Genomic DNA, 13,494 nt, shown 5'->3' with positions numbered 1-13,494 from the left:
CTTACTCTTCTGCGGCTGCTTCTTCTGCAGGTGCTTCTTCGGCCGGGGCGTTGGCGGCTTCGGCTGCTGCTGCTGCTTTGTCGGCTTTTTCCTGCACGCGTTCCTGGGCTTTCTTGCCCGGTGCGCCTTTGTTGGGGTTGTTGCGCTCTTTCTTGGGCATCGCACCTGCGGCCTCAAGCATGCGGGCGACACGGTCGGTGGGTTGGGCCCCTTTGGAGATCCATTCCTGGATCTTTTCGACGTCCATCTTCACACGGTCTTCGCTGTCCTTGGGCAGCAGCGGGTTATACGTGCCCAGCTTTTCGATGAAGCGGCCATCGCGGGGCATGCGTGAATCAGCAGCAACAATGCGGTAGAAGGGGCGTTTCTTGGAGCCGCCGCGGGCGAGACGAATTTTCATAGCCATGGTGTGTAGTCCTTTGATTTAGCGTAGATTTACGATTGGTGTTTTTTGTGGTGCTGAATGACTTCAGCGATGATGAAGTTGAGAAACTTCTTGGCGAATTCGGGATCAAGATCAGCCTTGTTCGCCAAATCTTCGAGCCGTGCGATCTGGTCCGCTTCGCGGGTGGGATCGGACGGGGGAAGGTCGTGTGTGGCCTTGAGTTTCCCCACGGCCTGGGTGTGTTTGAAGCGCTCGCCCAGGGTGTAGACAAGGATCGCGTCGAGCCGGTCAATGCTGGCGCGGTGGTCCTTGAGGACAGTGGCGGCGGTGGTGACGGGATCGGTCATGCGGCCTCCTGAGGGGCTAAAACGGACGTCGGTATCACGTCGGTTTGACGTCGGTATCTGGTCGGTATGTGCGAGATCAGCATCACGCGGCCTCCTTTGGGTGCCGGAAGACATGGCAGGGCGCACCGCGCCAGTGGTCATGGGTCTTTTCGAGAGTCGCGCCGAGCCGTTCTGCCAGCGCGATGGAGCGTGTATTGGACGGGCGGATGTAGCTGATCACGGCGTCAAGACCCAGATGCGTGGCGCCGTAGCGCCGCGCGGCAAGGGTGGCTTCCTGCGCGATGCCTTTGCCCTGGCTTGCCTGTGCAACCGCCCAGCCGAGTTCGGGTTCTTCCCAGCCCGGGGCCATGATGAAGCCGGTGCGGCCCAGATAAGCATCTGTTTCAGGGTCCGCGATGTGCCAGGACCCGAAGCCATGTACCGCCCAATGGCCGATGGTCGCGTTCAGCGACATGGCACTGCCCAGATCATCACGCGGACCGCCGACTGTATGGCTTTGCGGTGAGGCGAAGAAATCGGTCAGGGCAGGCAGATCCGCCAGCCTGGGCGCGCGCAGGCGCAGGCGGTCGGTGTCCACCACCGGGATAGTGTCGGTCATTGTGGTCATGGCCTGATCCCAAGGTCACGCTGACGCGTGATGACATTCTTGGTGCCTGCATGGGTGTGAGCCCCTGATGTCACCGTTGCGCGGGTGGTGGGGGTGGCCCCATGGGCTAAGAGGTGTTTGAGGGACACATGTGTCCTCAAAGCACCTGTTCGAGGGTGAGTGGCGATTCTGCCCGGCGTCAAGGACACGCCCTGCTGCGCAGGGTGCCTGCGGCATCCCTGACCCCGGGCAGAATCACCGCGAAGAGGTTGAGGGCGGAAGGGCGTCATGCAACCGTCCTCGGAAGCACGAAGACATCGCGCGTCACGCCATCGGGAAAAGTGTCACGGTGTGTGATCCGGCCACCAAGGCGCTGTGCCAGCGCGCGGGCCGGCGCGTTTTCGTCGCGCATGTAGGTCTGGACGCGGGACCAGCCAAGCGTGTCGTAGGCCCAAGTAATCACGGTACGGCTGGCCCGGGTTGCCACGCCTTTGCCACGGGCGGCGGGCATGAGCCACCATGTGAGTTCATCTTGCTGCCAGCCAGTGGGGTAGGCGATGCCTGTGCCGCCATAAAAAGTGCCGTCGGCGGTATCGTGGATCAGGAAGATCCCAAATCCGTGCTTATCCCAATGGGCCATGTCACGGGTGTGGATTGCGGAAATTTCCGCATCACTGCGATTGCCGCGATACCCGCCCACGGTCGTTTCGCTAACCGCATAAAAGGACGCATAGAGTGACCGGTCCTGCGGTGCTGGCACGCGCAGGGTAAGCCGTTCGCCGGTCAGCTGCGGCAGGGTATCAGAGGCAGTCAGGGTCACTTCTTCTTTCCAAAGCCCGACAGGCCGGGGGGCAGGCCCATACCACCGCCACCGAATGGATTTTGGCCGGGCATGCCGCCGCCCATTTGCTTGGCTGCCGCTTCGAGCGCTTTTGGGTCCATGTCGGCGGGCATACCGCCCTTGCCGAACATGCCCTTCATGGCTTGTTTCAACATGCCGCCTTTACCCATCTTGCCCATCTTTTTCATCATGTCGGACATCTGGCGGTGCATCTTCATCAGCTTGTTGAGGTCAGAGACCTCCATGCCTGCGCCGCGCGCGATGCGTTTCTTGCGGGAAGCTTGCAGAAGCTGGGGATTGGCGCGCTCTTTCTTGGTCATTGACTGGATGAGCGCGATCTGTTGCTTGAGCACCTTGTCGTCGAGCCCTGCGTTTTCGACCTGCTTGGCCATTTTGCCCATGCCCGGCATCATGCCCATCATGCCCTGCATGCCGCCCATCTGGATCATCTGTTCAAGCTGCATCTTGAGGTCGTTCATGTTGAACTGACCCTTGGCCATACGCTTCATCATGCGCTCGGCCTGTTCGGCTTGAATCGTTTCCTGCGCCTTTTCGACGAGGGCCACGATGTCGCCCATGCCGAGGATGCGGCCCGCGATGCGCTCAGGCTCGAAGGTTTCAAGCGCGTCCATCTTTTCGCCGAGGCCTACGAATTTGATGGGCTTGCCAGTGACGGCGCGCATCGACAGCGCCGCACCGCCGCGCCCGTCGCCGTCCATGCGGGTCAGCACGACGCCGGAGATGCCGATGCGTTCGTCGAAGTTTTCGGCCGTGTGCACCGCGTCCTGACCGGTCAGGCCATCGACCACCAGCAGGGTTTCGCGGGGGGTGGCCACATCCCGGACGGCTTCGACCTGTTGCATCAGCTCTTCGTCGATGCTGAGGCGGCCTGCGGTGTCAAGCATATAGACGTCATAGCCGCCCAGACCCGCCTGCGTCTTGGCGCGCTTGGCGATGGCGACGGGGTCTTCGCCCTTGACGATGGGCAGGGTGTCCACGCCGATCTGATTGCCGAGGATCGCAAGCTGTTCCATCGCGGCGGGGCGGTTCACGTCGAGCGAGGCCATCAGCACGCGCTTGCCGTCCTTTTCGGTGAGGCGTTTGGCAAGCTTGGCCGTGGTGGTGGTTTTGCCGCCGCCCTGCAGGCCGACCATCAGGATCGGCGCAGGCGGGTTATCGACCTTGAGCGCACCCGGTTCGCCCTCGCCTTTGAGCACATTGATCAGCGCGTCGTGCACGATCTTGACGACCTGCTGGCCCGGGGTGATGGATTTGGTCACTGCCTGACCGGTGGCCTGATCCTGTACAGCTTTGACGAAATCGCGGGCCACGGGCAGAGAGACGTCGGCCTCGAGCAGCGCCACGCGGACCTCGCGCAGGGCGGTTTTCACGTCGTCTTCGCTGAGCGCACCTTGTTTGGTGAGGCGGTCAAAGACGCCGGAGAGGCGTTCGCTGAGATTTTCAAACATGGGGCGCGGGCCCTTTCGTTTACGGTTGCGGGATGGCTCCTATTTAGGAACGCCCGCTGAAATGCACAAATACCTCCGTGGGCGCGACGCGCTGACGGAGGGCGATCCCGGATCGCGTCCGGGACCGGAAGGCTTTGCTTCCGGAGATTGGGGGGCATTTACGCCTGCGCGGGCGGTGAGTCAAGCTTTGGCGGCGAGCCAGCGGTTGATCGCGTTTGCGGCACGGGCAGCCCCGCCGCCAGAGGCATAGACGATCGTGATGGGATGGGTCCCGGCGTCCATGCCGCCATCAAAGACCAGTGCCGCGCGGGCCGTGGATTGTTTGTGGTTGCCCTGTCCGGTCTGGATGATGGCCCTGTCGAGGTGGTCGAGTTGCCAGTGTGTCTTTTCGTAGCCCAGAAGCGAGCGGCGGCGTCGTTCGACGCGATTGCCGGGCCGGTCGAGGATCAGCTGGGTGCGGCGGATGAAAGCGGTGGAGAAGACCACGGCGACAAAGAGGCCTGAGCAAAAGAAGATCAGGCCAAACCAGAAGGCGACGCCCATGACCAGAAGGCCCACGCCGATGAAGGCGAGCGAGAAGAGCGCCAGAAACACGGCCAGCCAGATCGGGTTGTTTTCAAGGATCAGCTGACCAGGGGTGTCGCGGGTTATCTTCATGTGTGTTTGCGCCTTTGTCGCTGCCCAGCCAGCGGTTGATCGTGTCAGTCATCTCTTTGGGCGCCGGATTGTTCAGCCCTTGGCGCGAGAGGTTGTGTGTTCCGGCGTCCATCCCGCCTTGCACAACCAACGCGGCCCAGTGGTGGTTGCCGCCCTTTTTGGCGCGGGTGATCCGGTGCTCTGCCCCCGCGACGTCGGCAAGATCGAAGTGCCAGCGCATCAGCCCGCGCGGTGTGAGTTGGCTGAGGGTAGCGGTTCCTGCCGGGCGGTCGAGCACGAGCATGTTGCGTTCTCCGAAAAGGGCGAGCATTCCGAAGAAGCCCGCGATGCCTGCCAAGATCGTGAGGATGCCGGTGACAGGCTCTGCGCGCATGTTTGACAGGCCGACAAAGCACAGCGCGAGCGCGAGGATAAGGGCCACGACGGCGATACCGGTGGACTTGTGTTCAATGATGAGCTGGTCGGGCGTTTCGCGTGTCACTTGCATGCCGCAAGACTAAGGCGCGGCCCTTGATTGTGTCAAAGGCCGCGCCGGGGAACGGATGCGCGCTGCGACAAAGGCAGTCGCTGCCGGATCAGGCGGCCATGCGCAGACCGTCAATCTGGGCATGGGCGCGGGCGAGGGTCTTCTCTGGCTCGGTTGCGAGGGCATCTGCGGCGATGACGGTCACGTCCTTTATGCCCAGAAATCCCAACACGTGCTGCATGTACCCGGTGGCAAAATCGATGTCCGAGCCCACGGCCGTTCCGCCGGAGGCCACTGCGAGGATCACGCGCTTGCCTTTGAGCAGGCCAACCGGACCATCCGGGGTATAGCGGAAAGTGACGCCGACCCGGGCGACCTGATCGATCCAGGCCTTGAGCGATGCGGGCACCGAGAAGTTATAGACCGGCAGGCCGATGACGATCGTATCGGCGGCCTCGAGTTCAGCGACCAGCGCGTCCGAGAGGGCGAGTTCGGCGTGCTGCGCGGGGCTGCGGTCGGCGGGCGGGACGATCCGGGCCTCGGCCCAGCTTTCGGTGATTTGAGGGACGGGGGACTTGGACAGGTCGCGGGTCAGCACGTCGGCATCCCCCAAGGTGGCAATGATCCGATCTGTCAGCGACCGGGTGACGGATGTCTTGGTGTTCACAGAGGAATCGATACGCAGGATGGTCATGTCAGTTTCCTTTCTGGCGGGTCTGTCGCTAATTTGACCCTTGCGCAGATGAACGCAACGGGTGAAAAAGCGCAGGCAGTGTTCACTGGCGCACAGGAGGGTGCGGATGGATAATTGGGATGAAATCAGAACCGCGTATCAGGTCGCCCGCATGGGCACCGTCAGCGGTGCCGCAGAGGTTCTGGGTGTGCATCACGCGACAGTCATTCGCCATATCGATGCGCTGGAATCGCGTCTGGGGGCGAAGCTTTTTCAACGTCACGCGCGCGGCTACACAGCCACCGAGGCGGGTAAGGATCTGTTGCGTGTGGCGGGGGCGACCGCCGACCAGTTCAGTCAACTGGCAGGCCGGATCCGGGGCCGTGGCAACGAGGTTTCGGGTGATCTGGTAGTGACGTCGCTTGAATCGATCTCGCACATCATGGCACCGATGCTGGCGGACTTTCAGCGCGAAAACCCCGACGTGTCGGTCCGTTTCCTGACCGGAGAGCGGCTTTTTCGCCTGGAATATGGCGAGGCCCACGTGGCGATCCGCGCCGGTGTCGCGCCCGATCAGCCTGACAACGTGGTGCAGCCTTTGGCCGCGTTGGAAATGGGGGCCTATGCCAGCAAGGCATACGTGGAGGAATTCGGCATCCCTGAAGGTCCGGACGACTATCCCAAACACCGTTTCGTGGGGCCGGACGACCGGGAAAGCCGCGCGCCCTATTACCAGTGGATGCGTGTCCATGTGCCGGACAATGCGGTCACTTACCGCATTACCGACAGCCGTGCTGCACGGGCTGCGATCAATTCCGGTGCGGGCATTGGTTTTCTGACCCGATCGGAATTTGATTCCAACTCTGATTTGGTGGAAATCCACGCGCCGCGTCCAGAGTGGTCAGCGCCCTTGTGGCTGGTGACGCATGTGGATTTGCACCGCACCACAAAGGTGCAGGCGGTACTGACCTTTATCAAGGATCGCGTCGCGAACGGCGCACTGTGACCCCTGGCGCGCTGGGACATCTTGCGATGTTGGCGTTTTCGGCATTGGTTGCGGGGTCGTTTTCGCTGGGTGCGCTGATGGCGAACGAGGTGGACCCCGCTGCCTTCAATGCGTTGCGCTTTGTGCTGGGCGCGGCCTGTGTCGGGGCCTTGGCCTGGCAACGCGGCGTCTGGTCCGGGGCGGCGCTGCGCGCGCCGTGGCGGTATGCCGTGCTGGGCGGGTTTTTCGCGCTTTATTTCGTGTTGATGTTCGAGGGGCTGAAATCTGCACCACCCGTAAGTGCGGCGGCGGTTTTCACGCTGGTTCCGTTGATGTCGGCAGTGTTTGCCTATGTCTTGTTGCGGCAGATCCTTTACGCACGCATGGCGCTGGCGTTGAGCATTGGGGCGGCAGGCGCGCTGTGGGTTATCTTTCGCGCGGATCTTTCTGCTGTGATGGCCTTTGATGTGGGCCGGGGCGAGGCGATCTATTTCATCGGCTGCATAAGCCACGCGATCTATACGCCGATGGTGCGGCGCCTGAACCGGGGCGAAAGCGCGGTGATGTTCACTTTTGGCACACTTGTAGCGGGGGCGGTGATCCTGCTGGTCTATAGCGGGGCCGAGATTGTGCGCACCGATTGGGCGGCGATGCCAGCGATGGTCTGGATCTGTCTGATATATGTCGCGGTCTTTGCCACTGCGACGACGGTTGTGTTGCTGCAGTTTGCGACCCTTCGCCTGCCGTCGGCCAAGGTGATGGCCTATACCTATCTGGTGCCAAGCTGGGTAATTGTCTGGGAAATTTCGCTGGGCAACGGGGCGCCGTCGTCACTTGTGCTAGGGGGCGTGGCGCTGACAGTTCTGGCGCTGCTGATGCTATTGCGCGATGATAGCCTGCCTGCGCGTTAAATTTTTGGGAACCAAACGCAACCCTGTCGCGTTGAGGCCAGAAGTCACTGAAAGGTCTGCCATGCGGAACATCATTTATCTGGTCGGGTTGGTCGTGGTTGTAATCATCATCCTGCGCCTGCTTTCAGTGATCTGAAGTATCCCCACCACCGAAGAAAAGGAATATCTCATGCGTGGCATCATCTATCTTGTCGGCCTTGTCGTTATCGTTCTGGCGATCGTTCAGTTCGTACTCTGATACGAGTGGAAGGGGCGGTGTTACGCCCCTTCTGCTGACCCTTCTGGCAATTCCTTCGCCAGAAAACGTTCGAACGCATCAAGGTTCACGGGTTCGAATTGCCCGAACCCCTGCATCCAGATCGATGCATTGCGCATGGCGTCAGGCTCAAGCTTGCACCATTTGACGCGCCCCCTTTTTTCCTGAGAAATCAATCCGGCTGCCGTGAGCACGCCCAGATGCTTTGAAATCGCTGCCAGCGATACCTCGAAGGGTTCGGCCACGTCCGTCACAGCCATGTCGTCTTCGAGCAGCATCGCGAGGATCGCGCGGCGCGTGGGGTCGGCCAGGGCCGCGAATACCTGATCAAGGGTCTGGGGCATACCTTGTGGTAAAGCATTGGCAGGGTTGATGAAAGCCTGTCATCCGCGCGGTATGTATTCCACCCATGGCCAGGTCGCGCGGGGCGTCAGTCGCGGATCGTCAGGGGCAAGGCCGATGTCGTCGACCAAGTGATCCTCAAGATGTGACAAATCAAGACTTTGCCGGTTGGCAAAGCCTGCGCGCGCGGCGGTCAGTCTGTGCCAGATACGTTCAATATTTGCATGCGTCCAAGGGACGTTCCGGTGTACTGTACCGCGTGGACTGCGCATCTTTTCTCTCCGATATCCTCATTCACAAGGATATTGGCGGCTGAATCGGGATGCGACAAACGCAGAGTCTTGACAAAATATGTGCAAAAAACGCACAAGTAGATCATGGCACGCTCTCTTCCGCCCCTGAATGCCTTGCGCGCTTTTGAAGCAGCGGGCCGGCATCAGAGTTTTTCAAAGGCGGGCGATGAACTGGGTGTCAGCCATTCGTCGATCAGCCGTCATGTGCGGGGGTTGGAGGACCGGTTGGGGGTGCGGTTGTTCCGGGATCTGCCGCGTGGATTGACGTTGTCGCCGGAAGGGGCGGCCTATCTTGCCCGGATCGTTCCGGCCTTTGATGTGATCGCTGAGGCCACCGAAACGCTGGCGGAAACGCCGGAGGGCAGCGTGAGTGTCAACGGTGAGCCCCTGTTTACGCATAAATGGCTTGTGCCGCGGCTGACCGAATTCGCGGCACTGCATCCACAGGTCAAGATCGAACTCGACGCCTCTGCCGCGCTGACGGATGTGTCGCGCTACGAGGCTGATCTTGCGATCCGGTTTGTCCCGACAGGCGGGGCATACGCGGATGCAGAAGTGCTGACTGACGCCCCGGTCTACCCCTATGCGTCGCCGACGTTGGTGGCGGATGTGCTGGACGATCCTGCCGACGTCCTGCGATATCCGCTGCTGCAGCGGCGCACAGACACTCTTTGGGCCCGGTGGGTCGCGGCGGCGGGGGTCGCGGCACCGGTTGCGCCGCTGACGGTGCTGCGCATGACGCTGGACCTTGAGATGGCATCGGCCATTGCGGGGCAGGGGGTTGTCCTGCTGTCGGCCGAACTGGCGGACATGGACGTAGAGGCGGGCCGATTGATCCGCATTTCGGATGTCGGATTTGACGACGGGGGCTTTCATTTGATCCGGTCCGAGGGCGCCCTGCGGCGCAAGTCGGTGCGCATCTTTCGCGCGTGGTTGCTGGAGCGCACAGCGCCCTGGCGGTCGGAGAGCGGGGTGGAATGATCAACCGATTGGTTGAATAACCATTCAACGCCTCAGGAGGCGAAATTGGGTTTCCGGCGCAGTATGGTGGCTTGAATTAGTATGTAAGATCAATGATTTGCAACCATCGTTGCGCCCGTTGACTCTCCTGACCGCGCGCAGTACTCAACCCCCAAGTTGTCACTTGAGGAAAATGCGCGTGACCGACCCGGACCAACAGCAGCGATTGCAGCAGCTAGAGGCCAAACTGGACGCCGCAAAGAAGCGCAATGCGCCGAAGCCCCGTGTGGACAAGACCGTGGATCAGACCCATCTGGCCTGGCGCATGGTGATCGAATTGGTGGTCGGTCTTTTGATCGGCTTTGGCATCGGATGGGGGCTGGACTGGCTCTTGGGCACACTGCCGATCTTTCTGATGCTGTTTACACTGCTGGGTCTCGCGGCGGGGATCAAGACGATGCTCCGCTCTGCAACCGAGATGCAGAACAAACAAATGGCCGACGCGGCCGCGCAATCTGCCCACGTTGAGGGCAAGACAGACGAAGGAGCCTGAGATGGCTGGAGACGCTAAAGGCGGGGACGAGCTGGTCTTCAAACCGATGGACCAATTCAAGGTGGAGCCGTTCTTTGGGTCCGGTGATGTGGCCTGGTATACGATCAGCAACGCCACCGTATGGATGGCGCTTGCGGTGCTGTGTATCTTTGCGCTTTTGGTACTGGGCAGCTCAAAGCGGTCCATCGTGCCGTCCCGGATCCAGTCGATTGCGGAACTGGCTTACGGCTTTATCCACAAGATGGTCGAGGACATTTGCGGCAAGGAAGGGTTGAAGTATTTCCCCTACATCATGACGCTTTTCATGTTCATCGTCTTTTCGAATTTCCTTGGTCTGATCCCCACAGCCTTTACGCCCACATCCCACATTGCGGTGACGGTGATCATGGCGATGGCGGTGTTCCTGACCGTGACAATCCTTGGTTTCGTCAAGCACGGCGCGGGTTTCCTGAGCGTGTTCTGGATCTCGAGCGCGCCTCTGGCGCTGCGGCCCATTCTGGCCCTGATCGAGGTGATCTCGTACTTCGTGCGCCCCGTCAGCCACTCCATTCGTCTGGCGGGCAACATGATGGCCGGCCACGCGGTGATCAAGGTTTTCGCAGCCTTCGCGCCGCTGGTGTTGATCTCGACCGGGATCGGCCTTGTGGTCACGCCGCTGAGCATCATCGCGATCACGGCGATCTATGCGCTTGAGGTACTGGTGTCCTTCATCCAGGCCTACGTGTTCACCATTCTGACGTGCGTGTATCTGAAAGACGCGCTGCATCCGCATCACTAGGACAATCCCGGGCTGAAGCCCGGCCTACGAAACACTCTCATCCCTCAATTCCATCGTAAGGAGAAATCACATGGAAGGCGATATCGTACAAATGGGCGCATATGTTGGCGCAGGTCTGGCATGTACCGGCATGGGCGGCGCGGCCGTTGGTGTGGGTCACGTTGTCGGTAACTTCCTGTCCGGCGCTCTGCGTAACCCCTCTGCTGCAGCCGGTCAGACAGCCACAATGTTCATCGGTATTGCGTTTGCCGAAGCGCTGGGGATCTTCTCGTTCCTCGTGGCACTTCTGTTGATGTTTGCTGTCTAACTTCTGACGAGACTGATATCCTTACGGGCGGGCGGAGGCCCTTGCGTTTCCGCCCCGCTGTAGGCCAAGTTTCCTGAAGGAGCCGAAGATGGCTGATGAAAACCTAGTCGACAAGACCGCGACCGACATCGGCGAGCCGACGGTCAGTGAGCCCGGCATGCCGCAGCTCGACTTTACCACATGGGACAACCAGATCTTCTGGTTGGTCATGGCGCTGATTGCGACCTATTTTATTCTGTCCCGCGTGGCGCTGCCGCGCATTGGCGGGGTGCTGGCGGAACGTCAGGGCACCATCAGCAATGACATTGCGGCGGCGGAAGACCTGAAAGCCAAGGCGGTCGACGCCGAGGCGGCCTATGACAAGGCGCTTGTTGATGCCCGTTCCGAGGCAGGCCGTATCGTCGCCGAAGCCAAGGCAGAAATTCAAGCCGACCTCAACGTGGCCATCGCCAAGGCCGACGAAGAGATCGCGGCAAAGAGCGCTGAATCAGAGAAGGCCATCGCGGAAATCCGTGCTGGTGCTCTGGAAAGCGTCAAGGAAGTCGCCAAGGACACTGCCAAGGAAATCGTGGCAGCCATGGGCGGCAAAGCCGACGCCAAGACCGTTAATGCCGCCGTCACTGCACGGATGAAAGGATAAGCCATGCGTCTGACCCTGACATCCCTGATCGCGGCCATGATAGCCTCTCCGGCGTTTGCTGCGGACGGGCCTTTCTTTTCGCTACGCAACAGCGACTTTGTGGTGCTGATTTCCTTCCTGCTGTTCATCGGCGTTCTGGTGTACCTCAAGGTGCCGGGGCTGTTGATGGGTATGCTCGACAAACGGGCAGAAGGCATCAAGACTGAGCTGGACGAGGCGCGCGCGCTGCGTGAAGAGGCGCAGACACTGCTGGCCTCTTACGAGCGCAAGCAAAAGGACGTGCAAGAACAAGCCGACCGCATCGTTGCGGCCGCCAAGGAAGAGGCCAACGCCGCGGCTGAGCAGGCTCGCAAGGATCTGGCCAAATCGCTTGAGCGTCGCATGGCCGCCGCCGAAGACCAGATCGGTTCGGCCCAGTCTGCCGCTGTGAAGGAAGTGCGCGATCAGGCCGTGACCATTGCCGTGGCCGCCGCCCGCGAGGTGATTGCCAAGCAGATGACCGCCGATGATGGTAACAAGCTGATCGATGACGCCATCGAACAGGTGGATGCCAAGCTGCACTAGGCGATTTCGTCACCGTGAATGTCTGATGACCCCGGCCCTGCGCCGGGGTTTTCGTTTGTGCGGTGGCGCCGTCAGCGTTCAGCCTCGTGATCGAGCCGCTGTCGGGCGATTTCTTCGTGCTGGCCCGCGCGTTGCTGGTCGCGCAGGGCGTGTTCGACATAGTTCAGATGGTTTTCAACTGCCGCACGCGCGCCTGCCGGATTGCGGGCCTGCAGCGCCTGATTGATCGCGCGATGCTGATCCAGCAGGGCGCCCCGGCTGGTGCGCTGCTGGAACATGACCTGGCGATTGTAGAAAACACCTTCGCGCAGCAACTCATACATGGAGCGCATCATGTGCAGCATGATGACGTTATGGCTGGCCTCGATGATCGCCATGTGAAACTGCGCGTCGAGCTGCGCTTCGGCCTTGAACTGGCGTTCCTTGTGGGCTGTTTCCATCTTTTTGAAAACGGTGTCGACAACCGCCAGATCGGTGTCAGAGGCCAGTCGGGCCGCGCGGTCAGCAGCGAGTCCTTCCATGTCGCGGCGAAAAGACAGGTAGTCAAACACCGCTTCATCATGGCGGGCGAAAAGCTCTATCAGAGCAGGGGAAAACGCGCTGCCCAGGACGTCGGCCACGTAGATGCCTGCGCCGGCCTTGGCACTGAGCAATCCGGCGTCCTGAAGTTGACCGATGGCGTCGCGCAGCGAGGGGCGCGAGACGCTTAGCCGCTCAGCCAGGTCGCGTTCCGGGGGGAGCCGTTCGCCCGGGCGCAGGATGCCGCGCAGGATCAGGGCCTCGATCTGGCGGACGACGGATTGAGAGAGTTTCTCAGGGATGACAGGGCGAAAGGGCATGGGGTCTCCGAGTGATTGGTCAAATGATATGACCAATTCGCCGTGCCATCAATGCCTCAGGTGTTCCGTGTTGGTCAGGATTTGTTAACCACTTGAGGTTCAGAGTGCCGCATGATCCGCGTTCTGTTATTGTGTTTTGGGCTGTTGGCGGCGTGCAATACGCCAGGTCCGCATTTTCGCGGTTTGCCTGCGACGCGGGTCATGGTGGACGGATCGACCTTTGATGTGCGTGTGCGGAACAATCTGGCCGAAGCGATGAGGATCAACATGCAATACGCGCCCCGGTTTGGCCCGATCCGTGCGCGCGCAGCGTCGGCGATGGCGCAGGTCAGCGGTTGCGAGGTGACCGAGGTGCGCGGGGATCAGGCGTTGGCGATCGGTTTGCTGGATTGCGGCAACGGCCCGCCCCGGGTTCCCCGGCATAGACGCCAGGCCGGTCCGTTGGACTGTATCCCGGTGCGCGGTAGTGGCGTTGAAGGCTTTGGCGAGGTCACGGTGGAGTTGGAGTGTTACTGACGCCGGGGTGGCCGCTTGACGGCTGAATATCGCAATATCTTGTGGATAACAGTGCAAGGAACGCCGCCTGTTGTGTGTTTGTATTGACTCGGACCCGTCCAAGCCGTCATTTTCAATCGGGTAACG

20 protein-coding genes are annotated in these 13,494 nt (G+C 60.9%); 9 read left to right on the top strand and 11 right to left on the bottom strand.

Annotated elements, in window-relative coordinates; all coding sequences use genetic code 11:
- Position 1 precedes the first annotated feature (1 nt).
- The 8 genes from rpsP to H9Q16_RS12015 all read right to left on the bottom strand — a co-directional run bounded on the left by rpsP (position 2) and on the right by H9Q16_RS12015 (position 5,445).
- A complete protein-coding gene (gene rpsP, locus H9Q16_RS12050) occupies positions 2-406 on the bottom strand; it encodes a 30S ribosomal protein S16 (RefSeq protein WP_191075679.1) in 405 nt (134 codons plus the stop codon).
- A gap of 29 nt (positions 407-435) precedes the next feature.
- On the bottom strand, positions 436-732 hold the full coding sequence (locus H9Q16_RS12045) for a chorismate mutase (protein WP_191075678.1): 297 nt from the start codon (positions 730-732) through the stop codon (positions 436-438).
- Between the two features lie 82 nt (positions 733-814).
- Positions 815-1,339: a GNAT family N-acetyltransferase gene (locus H9Q16_RS12040; RefSeq protein ID WP_191075677.1), complete on the bottom strand. Its 525-nt coding sequence runs from the start codon at positions 1,337-1,339 to the stop codon at positions 815-817.
- A 265-nt stretch (positions 1,340-1,604) separates the two neighbouring features.
- Entirely contained in the window at positions 1,605-2,138 is a 534-nt protein-coding gene (locus H9Q16_RS12035) for a GNAT family N-acetyltransferase (protein WP_191075676.1), read from the bottom strand.
- Positions 2,135-3,628 carry a signal recognition particle protein gene (ffh, locus tag H9Q16_RS12030; RefSeq protein WP_191075675.1) on the bottom strand — a complete coding sequence of 498 codons (1,494 nt, stop codon included), beginning with the start codon at positions 3,626-3,628 and terminating at the stop codon, positions 2,135-2,137. Before ffh ends, H9Q16_RS12035 begins: the two co-directional genes overlap by 4 nt.
- Positions 3,629-3,808: 180 nt before the next feature.
- Entirely contained in the window at positions 3,809-4,285 is a 477-nt protein-coding gene (locus H9Q16_RS12025; protein WP_191075674.1) for a hypothetical protein, read from the bottom strand.
- Complete coding sequence (locus tag H9Q16_RS12020) at positions 4,245-4,772, bottom strand: hypothetical protein (RefSeq protein WP_191075673.1); 528 nt, start codon at positions 4,770-4,772, stop codon at positions 4,245-4,247. The genes H9Q16_RS12025 and H9Q16_RS12020 overlap by 41 nt, the downstream gene beginning before the upstream one ends.
- Positions 4,773-4,860: 88 nt before the next feature.
- Positions 4,861-5,445 carry an FMN-dependent NADH-azoreductase gene (locus tag H9Q16_RS12015; RefSeq protein ID WP_191075672.1) on the bottom strand — a complete coding sequence of 195 codons (585 nt, stop codon included), beginning with the start codon at positions 5,443-5,445 and terminating at the stop codon, positions 4,861-4,863.
- Positions 5,446-5,551: 106 nt separating this feature from the next.
- On the opposite strand from H9Q16_RS12015, the gene H9Q16_RS12010 reads away from it, so the two are divergent.
- Together H9Q16_RS12010 and H9Q16_RS12005 are read left to right on the top strand one after the other, a co-directional pair.
- Positions 5,552-6,430 carry a LysR family transcriptional regulator gene (locus H9Q16_RS12010; RefSeq protein WP_191075671.1) on the top strand — a complete coding sequence of 293 codons (879 nt, stop codon included), beginning with the start codon at positions 5,552-5,554 and terminating at the stop codon, positions 6,428-6,430.
- A complete protein-coding gene (locus H9Q16_RS12005; protein ID WP_343067838.1) occupies positions 6,427-7,320 on the top strand; it encodes a DMT family transporter in 894 nt (297 codons plus the stop codon). The genes H9Q16_RS12010 and H9Q16_RS12005 overlap by 4 nt, the downstream gene beginning before the upstream one ends.
- A 258-nt stretch (positions 7,321-7,578) precedes the next feature.
- Here H9Q16_RS12005 and H9Q16_RS12000 read toward each other — a convergent pair whose 3' ends face one another.
- Positions 7,579-7,920, bottom strand: a complete 342-nt coding sequence (locus H9Q16_RS12000) for an ArsR/SmtB family transcription factor (protein ID WP_191075669.1) — start codon at positions 7,918-7,920, stop codon at positions 7,579-7,581.
- Between the two features lie 39 nt (positions 7,921-7,959).
- A complete protein-coding gene (locus tag H9Q16_RS11995) occupies positions 7,960-8,190 on the bottom strand; it encodes a hypothetical protein (protein ID WP_191075668.1) in 231 nt (76 codons plus the stop codon).
- Positions 8,191-8,295: 105 nt separating this feature from the next.
- On the opposite strand from H9Q16_RS11995, the gene H9Q16_RS11990 reads away from it, so the two are divergent.
- The 6 genes from H9Q16_RS11990 to H9Q16_RS11965 all read left to right on the top strand — a co-directional run bounded on the left by H9Q16_RS11990 (position 8,296) and on the right by H9Q16_RS11965 (position 12,013).
- Complete coding sequence (locus H9Q16_RS11990) at positions 8,296-9,192, top strand: LysR substrate-binding domain-containing protein (protein ID WP_191075667.1); 897 nt, start codon at positions 8,296-8,298, stop codon at positions 9,190-9,192.
- Between the two features lie 178 nt (positions 9,193-9,370).
- The gene (locus H9Q16_RS11985; RefSeq protein WP_191075666.1) at positions 9,371-9,724 is read left to right on the top strand and encodes an AtpZ/AtpI family protein; all 354 of its coding nucleotides are present in this window, start codon (positions 9,371-9,373) and stop codon (positions 9,722-9,724) included.
- A 1-nt stretch (position 9,725) separates the two neighbouring features.
- Positions 9,726-10,502, top strand: a complete 777-nt coding sequence (locus H9Q16_RS11980) for a F0F1 ATP synthase subunit A (protein ID WP_191075665.1) — start codon at positions 9,726-9,728, stop codon at positions 10,500-10,502.
- A gap of 70 nt (positions 10,503-10,572) precedes the next feature.
- Positions 10,573-10,809, top strand: a complete 237-nt coding sequence (locus H9Q16_RS11975; RefSeq protein WP_155527283.1) for a F0F1 ATP synthase subunit C — start codon at positions 10,573-10,575, stop codon at positions 10,807-10,809.
- An 88-nt stretch (positions 10,810-10,897) separates the two neighbouring features.
- Positions 10,898-11,449, top strand: a complete 552-nt coding sequence (locus H9Q16_RS11970) for a F0F1 ATP synthase subunit B' (protein WP_191075664.1) — start codon at positions 10,898-10,900, stop codon at positions 11,447-11,449.
- Between the two features lie 3 nt (positions 11,450-11,452).
- Complete coding sequence (locus H9Q16_RS11965) at positions 11,453-12,013, top strand: F0F1 ATP synthase subunit B (RefSeq protein ID WP_191075663.1); 561 nt, start codon at positions 11,453-11,455, stop codon at positions 12,011-12,013.
- A gap of 71 nt (positions 12,014-12,084) precedes the next feature.
- Here H9Q16_RS11965 and H9Q16_RS11960 read toward each other — a convergent pair whose 3' ends face one another.
- The gene (locus tag H9Q16_RS11960; protein ID WP_191075662.1) at positions 12,085-12,852 is read right to left on the bottom strand and encodes a FadR/GntR family transcriptional regulator; all 768 of its coding nucleotides are present in this window, start codon (positions 12,850-12,852) and stop codon (positions 12,085-12,087) included.
- Between the two features lie 111 nt (positions 12,853-12,963).
- On the opposite strand from H9Q16_RS11960, the gene H9Q16_RS11955 reads away from it, so the two are divergent.
- Positions 12,964-13,368, top strand: a complete 405-nt coding sequence (locus tag H9Q16_RS11955) for a hypothetical protein (RefSeq protein WP_246455717.1) — start codon at positions 12,964-12,966, stop codon at positions 13,366-13,368.
- Positions 13,369-13,494: the final 126 nt, after the last annotated feature.

The organism is Sulfitobacter aestuariivivens, from assembly GCF_014763045.1.
GTDB classification, from domain to species: Bacteria; Pseudomonadota; Alphaproteobacteria; order Rhodobacterales; family Rhodobacteraceae; genus Sulfitobacter; species Sulfitobacter aestuariivivens.
Note: the sequence above shows the minus strand (reverse complement) of the source record. Positions and strands in the feature narration are given on the sequence as shown.